This is a genomic window from Amycolatopsis sp. WAC 01376 (genome assembly GCF_003947415.1).
Classification (GTDB): Bacteria; Actinomycetota; Actinomycetes; order Mycobacteriales; family Pseudonocardiaceae; genus Amycolatopsis.
On the sequence record NZ_QHKL01000006.1, the window covers coordinates 784264 to 790697 of the forward strand.

General features: G+C 67.7%; 7 protein-coding genes. 3 read left to right on the forward strand and 4 right to left on the reverse strand.

Going from position 1 to position 6434, the window contains the following annotated elements:
* Positions 1-50 precede the first annotated feature (50 nt).
* Positions 51-746, reverse strand: coding sequence for a TetR/AcrR family transcriptional regulator (locus tag DMH03_RS30620; protein WP_125795496.1), 696 nt, complete (start codon positions 744-746; stop codon positions 51-53).
* A 35-nt stretch (positions 747-781) separates the two neighbouring features.
* Between DMH03_RS30620 and DMH03_RS30625 the strand changes: the two genes are divergently transcribed.
* Entirely contained in the window at positions 782-2158 is a 1377-nt protein-coding gene (locus tag DMH03_RS30625; protein WP_125795411.1) for a serine hydrolase, read from the forward strand.
* Here DMH03_RS30625 and DMH03_RS30630 read toward each other — a convergent pair whose 3' ends face one another.
* From DMH03_RS30630 to DMH03_RS30640, 3 genes are read right to left on the reverse strand one after another with little or no spacing between them, the layout of a single operon-like run.
* On the reverse strand, positions 2159-2794 hold the full coding sequence (locus tag DMH03_RS30630) for a TetR/AcrR family transcriptional regulator (RefSeq protein ID WP_125795412.1): 636 nt from the start codon (positions 2792-2794) through the stop codon (positions 2159-2161).
* Entirely contained in the window at positions 2794-3465 is a 672-nt protein-coding gene (locus tag DMH03_RS30635; RefSeq protein WP_125795413.1) for a DUF4166 domain-containing protein, read from the reverse strand. Before DMH03_RS30635 ends, DMH03_RS30630 begins: the two co-directional genes overlap by 1 nt.
* Complete coding sequence (locus tag DMH03_RS30640) at positions 3462-4037, reverse strand: SRPBCC family protein (protein ID WP_125795414.1); 576 nt, start codon at positions 4035-4037, stop codon at positions 3462-3464. Before DMH03_RS30640 ends, DMH03_RS30635 begins: the two co-directional genes overlap by 4 nt.
* Before the next feature lie 114 nt (positions 4038-4151).
* Here DMH03_RS30640 and DMH03_RS30645 point away from each other — a divergent pair, with 114 nt between their 5' ends.
* Positions 4152-4787, forward strand: coding sequence for a DNA-3-methyladenine glycosylase (locus DMH03_RS30645; protein WP_125795497.1), 636 nt, complete (start codon positions 4152-4154; stop codon positions 4785-4787).
* A 32-nt stretch (positions 4788-4819) separates the two neighbouring features.
* Entirely contained in the window at positions 4820-6094 is a 1275-nt protein-coding gene (tyrS, locus tag DMH03_RS30650) for a tyrosine--tRNA ligase (RefSeq protein ID WP_125795415.1), read from the forward strand.
* Positions 6095-6434: the final 340 nt, after the last annotated feature.

Here is a 6434-nt window from a genome sequence, read left to right on the forward strand (position 1 = left end):
GAAGGCCCCCTTCCCTCGGCTCAGCCGAGGGAAGGGGGCCTTCACGCGCTTCAGGGAAGCCTCGTCGCCAGCCCGTCGAGGACGCAGGCGAGGCCGCGCTCGAAGTCGTCGTCGTTGGTCTCGCCCGGTTTCTGGTTTCGCTGTGCGGCGTAGAGCTTCTTCAGCCGCGGATGGTCCCGCACCGCTTGCTCGGCCGCGGGCCACAGACGATCTTTCCATTCCTGCTCGCTCTGCCCGCTGCGCTTGAGCGTCGTGAGCCACGCGGCTTCGCTGGTGGCTCTCCCGACGACGAACGCCATGACCGTGTTCCACGCCAGATCGGCGTCGTCCAGCGAGAACCGGGCGTCTTCGAACAGAGCCAGCGCCGCTTCCGACAGCTTCAGGACGTTCGGCCCCAGATACGCCACTCCCGCCTCGCCGAGCAGCGAGCCGATCCACGGATGGCGGAGGAACACCGAACGCAGGTCGTGCGCGAACGTCGTCGCGGCCGTTCGCCACGGACCCGGCTCCGGGAGCGCGACCTCGCCGTAGACCTCGTCGACGACCAGTTCGGACAGCTCGTCCTTGCCTGCGACGTGGGTGTACATCGACGCGGCGGCCACGTCGAGCCGGGCTCCGAGCTTCCGCATGCTCAGCGCGTCGATGCCTTCGGCGTCGAGAAGCTCGATCGCCGCGGAAACGATCTGCTCCCGGCTCAGCGACGGCTGCTCGCGCTTGCGTTTCGGGGGCCGCATCCACACCGACATCCGCATTCCCCTCATTTTTCCGTACAGTGTTCAGTATGCCTAACAGTGTACGGACAACACTCGACCATGACCACTGGCAGTCCCGCCTCGACGACCTGCGGGCCGAACACCGCGTACCGGGAGCGACCCTCGCGGTGCTGAAGGACGGCGAGATCCACGAGTTCGCGAGCGGGATCCTGCATCGGGGGACCGGAGTGGAGGCGACCACCGACTCGGTCTTCCAGCTCGGCTCGATCGCGAAGGTCTACACGGCTTCCCTGGTGATGGGGCTGGCCGAGGAAGGGCGGCTCGATCTCGACGCGCCGGTCGTCGAGGTGCTCCCGGAGTTCGCGACGGTCGATCCGGACGCGACGAAGACGATCACCGCCCGCCAGCTGCTCAGTCACACCGGCGGGCTCACCTGCGACTTCATCGAAGACACCGGCCGCGGCGACGACTGTCTCGCCAAGTACGTCGAAGCGGCGAGGGGAGTGGCGCTCGACTGCCCGCCGGGGACGGCCGCGTCCTACAGCAGCGTCGGATACAACGTGCTCGGCCGGATCGTCGAGGTACTCACCGGTCTGACCTGGGACGACGCCCTGCGGGCACGGATCGTCGCCCCGCTCGGGCTCACCGAGACCATGACCCTGCCCGAAGAGGCCCTGCGCTTTCGCGTCGCGATGGGACACCTCGGGAAGGACCCGGAGCCGACCGCCGCCTGGGATCTCCTGCCGCGCTCCGCCGGCCCGTTCGGCCGCGTTCTCGCCACGGCCGGCGACGTGGTCCGCTTCGCGCGGATGCTGCTGGACGGCACCGCCGCCGACGGCGCTCGCGTGCTCGCGGAGGAGACGGTGACCGCGATGCGGCGGCGCGAGGTCGAGGTACCCGACAAATGGACGCTCGGTTCCGACGGCTGGGGCCTCGGCCTGTCGACCTACGACTGGAACGGCGTCGCGGGTTTCGGGCACAACGGGTCGTCGATCGGGCAGCGCTCGTACCTGCGGGTGGTGCCGGAGGCGGGGTTCTCCTTCGCGTTGCTCACGAATCACGGCACGACCGATCGGCTTTACACAGCGCTGTCACGGGAACTGCTCGGTGAACTCGCCGGGGTCCGGGTTCCCGCCGATTTCGCTCCGCCGCCGTCACCGCCTTCGGTGGACGTCGCGCCTTTCGCGGGTACCTATCGCCGTGAAGGCGTCATCATCACCGTCACCGAGAAGGAAGGGGAGCTGCACTTCGTCTACGAATTCGCCGATGGGCTCGAAGGCATCGCCCCGTCGATCGAGGCGGAGCTGGTGCCGGTGGCGGAGAACGTCTTCGCCGGGATGAACTCGATGTTCGGCGACGACTGGATGCCGGTGCTGTTCACGAAACTGCCCGACGGCACCGCCTGCTGCTACACCAGCATGCGAGTGGCGCCGAAGATCGCTTAGCTACTTCTTCGCGGTCTTCCGGAGCTTCGCGCGCACCGCGCGGGTCGCGACCGGGCCGAGTCCTTCGAGGACGTCGACCAGGACAGCCAGCTGCCCCAGCGCCGCCAGCGCCTGCTCGGCACCTTCCGGATTGACCGTCTCGAAGAAGGTCAGGCCGAGGAAACCGGCGGAGACCGCGTGGGCGAGCCCCTCGGTCTCCGCCAGTTCGAGCACCGGTGAACCGGTCAGCACGCGGTCGAGCGCGCCTTGGACTTCGCGAACCCATTTGTCGAGCGCCTGCCGGGTCGCCTCGGCCAGCCGTCCGCCTGCCTGGGCGCCGGCGAGCGTCTGGGCGAGGACCGCCATGTTCCCCTCGGCCCGTTCCTCCGCGTGGATGGTCCGGCCCAGTTCCAGAAGTTCGCCCAGCGTGCTCACTTCGGCGAACCGATCACGGTAATGGGAGACGCGGCTTTCGGTCGCCGTCACGCAGGCCTGCGCGAGCAGCTCCTCGACACTGCCGAAGTGGTAGAAGATCAAGGCTTGATTGGTGCCGGCCGCCGCGGCGACGGTCCTGGCCGAAACCGCGGTGATGCCGCTGGTGCGGATCGTCTCCAGCGCGCCGTCGATCAACCGCTGTTTCGTGCTGGGCCCGTTCATCAGTCCAGGACTTTCTCACGCAACGGCTTCACCGCCCCGCTCACCCCCGCCCGCAGGTCCACGAACCGCGCCTCGAACGCGCCCCGGTAACCGAACAGCGGGCCGAACCGCAGGTTCGTCACCTGGATCTCGATCCGGAACAGGCCGCTTTCCTCGTCGAACCACTCGTCGACCTCGGCCACTCCGACGACGGATCGCGGCACCACGCACCGAAGCGGGCCTTCGCAGAGCCGGAACTCCTCCGAACGGAAATGGAAGCCGCCGTCCGGCCGCACCGTCAGCTCGAGATCGACGGCGATGTGCTGATGTGTTCCCAGGTAGTCGACGATCGTCCCGCGCTCGGCGCTGTAGATCATCTGCGCGTCGAACCGCCGCCGCCTCCCTGGCAGTTCGAAGGTGCGGACGAACGAGACCGTCTCCCTGCCGAGGGAATCGACGTACGGGTAGTTCTCGATGGTGAAGGGGACGTTGCGGCCCCGTTCGGGGAACAGGATGTGCCTCGACGCGCCCAGCCGCAGGAACGGTGTGGTGAAAGCGGCGCCGCGCCAGATCTCGTCCATCACGCCGACACCGATCATCCCGACGCCGTTCTCCGTGCTCAGCGACAGTCGTTCGCGCATGCGCGGATGCAGCGACGCGAACTGCTCGCCTAGTGCCTCTCGGAAGATCATGCCTGCTCCAGGGTGTCGAGAACGCGAGGTGCCACGCCGTCCTTGCCCGGCCGCGGGCTCCGGCGGCAGCGGCCGGCTGTGGGCGAGAGCAAGGGGAGTTCCTCCGGCGGGGCACCGGTTTCGAGCCACAGCCTGAGCCGGTCGAACGACCAGGCCGTCATCCATCCGAAAAGCGGCCGGAACAGCAGATCGGCGAACCTGCCGAAGACACCCCACCGGGTGGTGTAGTCGAAGCCGGTGACGAAGCGGACGCCGTCGTCGGTCGGGGTGTAGCGCCAGTACCCCGAACCGGACCGGATGAGGGACATTGGATCCGCGGAGGCGAACCGCAACGCCGACGTCCTCCCGCCGTCGGGCCGTTCGCTCTCGCCGGCGTGAATCCCGGTCCCGTTGATGGTGAGTCCCAGGAACCTCGTCGCGTAGTGGAACCGTCCCGGTGAACCCGCGACCGGCTCGATCCGCGCGAAGCGAAGATCCCACCGTTCGTGCAGATCCGGCTCCTGCGTGTACCGCCACAGCGTTTCGAGGTCCGTGCGGATCACCGTTTCGACGTACAGCGCTCTTCGGCTCATCGAGCTTCCTCCCCAGTTTTGAGCGATCGCTCAACGACACTGTAGACCGGTATTGAGCGATCGCTCAATACCGAACCTGTCGGAGCCTGCGGTTAAGGTCGAGACGTGCGGAACGTGGCGACCGGGAGACAGTTCACCCGGCGGGAGCTGGCGCTGGATCCGGTGGAGCTGTCCACGCTCCTGCTCGGGGCGGTGATCGAGTCGACCGGTCCCGACGGCACGGTCGCCGTCCGCCTGGTGGAGGTCGAGGCCTATCGCGGCCTCGACGATCCCGCGTCGCACTGCTATCGCGGCAAGACCCCGCGCAACGAGGTCATGTGGGGGCCGGCGGGGCATCTGTACGTGTACTTCGTCTACGGGATGCACTTCTGCGCCAACGTCGTCGGCACCGAAGACGGGCAGCCGGGCGCCGTACTGCTGAGGGCCGGGGAAGTGGTGTCCGGCGCGGACATCGCCCGCGCGCGGAGGCCGTCCGCTCGGGGCAACGGCGAACTCGCCAAAGGCCCGGCCATCCTCACCTCGGTGCTCGGCATCGCCCGGCCGGAGAACGGCGTCGATCTGACCGACCCCGCGTCACCCGTCCGGCTGTTCACCGGCGACCGCGTCCCCGAAGCGAACATCCGCACCGGGCCGCGCGTCGGCGTCGCGATGGCGATGGACACGCCATGGCGGTTCTGGATCGACGGCTCTCCCGCGGTCTCCACCTATCGCCGGGGCGGCAAGCGACGGGCGGCGGCCCCCGGCCGATAGTCGGTTGACCTGGTGCGGGAGGATCTACAGGCGTGAGCGAGCACATCCTTGACGAGCTGACCTGGCGCGGCCTGATCGCGCAATCCACCGACACCGACGCACTGCGGCGAGACCTCGACCAAGGACCCCTCACGCTCTATTGCGGATTCGACCCGACCGCGCCGAGCCTGCACGCCGGCAACCTGGTCCCGCTGCTGATGCTCTCGCGCTTCCAGCGCGCCGGCCACCGGCCGATCGTGCTGGCGGGCGTCGCCACCGGGATGATCGGCGACCCGCGCGACACCGGTGAGCGCACCCTGAACACGGTGGACACCGTCTCCGAGTGGGCCGACCGGATCCGCGGCCAGCTGGAGCGCTTCGTCGACTTCGACGACTCGCCGACCGGCGCGGTCATCGAGAACAACCTGAACTGGACCGCGAAGCAGAGCGTGGTCGAGTTCCTGCGCGACGTCGGCAAGCACTTCCCGGTCAACATGATGCTGAACCGGGAGACGGTGAAGCGCCGCCTCGAAACCGACGGCATCTCCTACACCGAGTTCAGCTACCTGCTCCTGCAGTCGCAGGACTACCTGCACCTGTACCGCGAGTACGGCTGCAAGCTGCAGATCGGCGGCTCCGACCAGTGGGGCAACCTCGTCGGCGGTGTCGACCTGATCCGCCGGACCGACGGCGGGCACACCCACGCGCTGACCGCGCCGCTGGTCACCGACTCCGAGGGACGCAAGTTCGGGAAGTCCACCGGCGGCGGCAGCGTCTGGCTCGACCCGGAGATGACCTCGCCGTACGCGTGGTTCCAGTACTTCCTGAACGTCGCCGACGCCGACGTCATCCGCTACCTGAAGATGTTCTCCTTCCTCGGGCAGGAGGAGATCGCGGTGCTGGCCGAGGACACCGAACAGCGCCCCCACCTGCGGTCGGCGCAGCGGAAGCTGGCGGAGGACTTCACGACCCTGGTACACGGCGAAGCGGCGACCCGGCAGGTCATCGCCGCGAGCCAGGCGCTGTTCGGCAGGGGAGAGCTGCGTGAGCTCGACTCGCCGACGCTCGACGCCGCCATGGCCGAGGTGCCCAACGGCAAGATCGACCCGAACGGGGAGTCGACGATCGTCGACCTGCTGATCGCCGCCGGGCTCGTCGACAGCAAGGGCGCCGCGCGCCGCACCGTCAAGGAAGGCGGCGCGTACGTCAACAACACGAAGATCGCCGACGAGGAGTGGAAGCCGTCCGCGGCCGACGCTCTGCACGGCCGCTGGCTCGTGGTCCGCAAGGGCAAGCGCAACGTCGCCGGCGTCCGCGTCGAGGGCTGATCGCGGCCCCGGCCCGAAACAGGGGCCTTGACCTGCGGAAACGCAGTTAAGGTACCCCCCTGTTTCGGGCCCCTGCGGGCCATGTAAAGTTCTCCAAGTCGCCAGGGAAACCGGGTGGCCGCGGGACACGAACCAAGCTCTCACCTCAAGGTGATTGAGTGGGTGTCTCACCAAAAACTGCTAGGAATGACTGCTTCGGATAAGGCCGCGTGTGTGGTGCGATTCGGGGTGTGTTGCTTGAGAACTCAACAGTGTGCTAGTGAACTAAGCCAGTAGAGCTTATGTATTTGAACCTCGTTTGAGGTTCCTTTGAGAGCAAGAAAATTTGCCTCGATTGAAT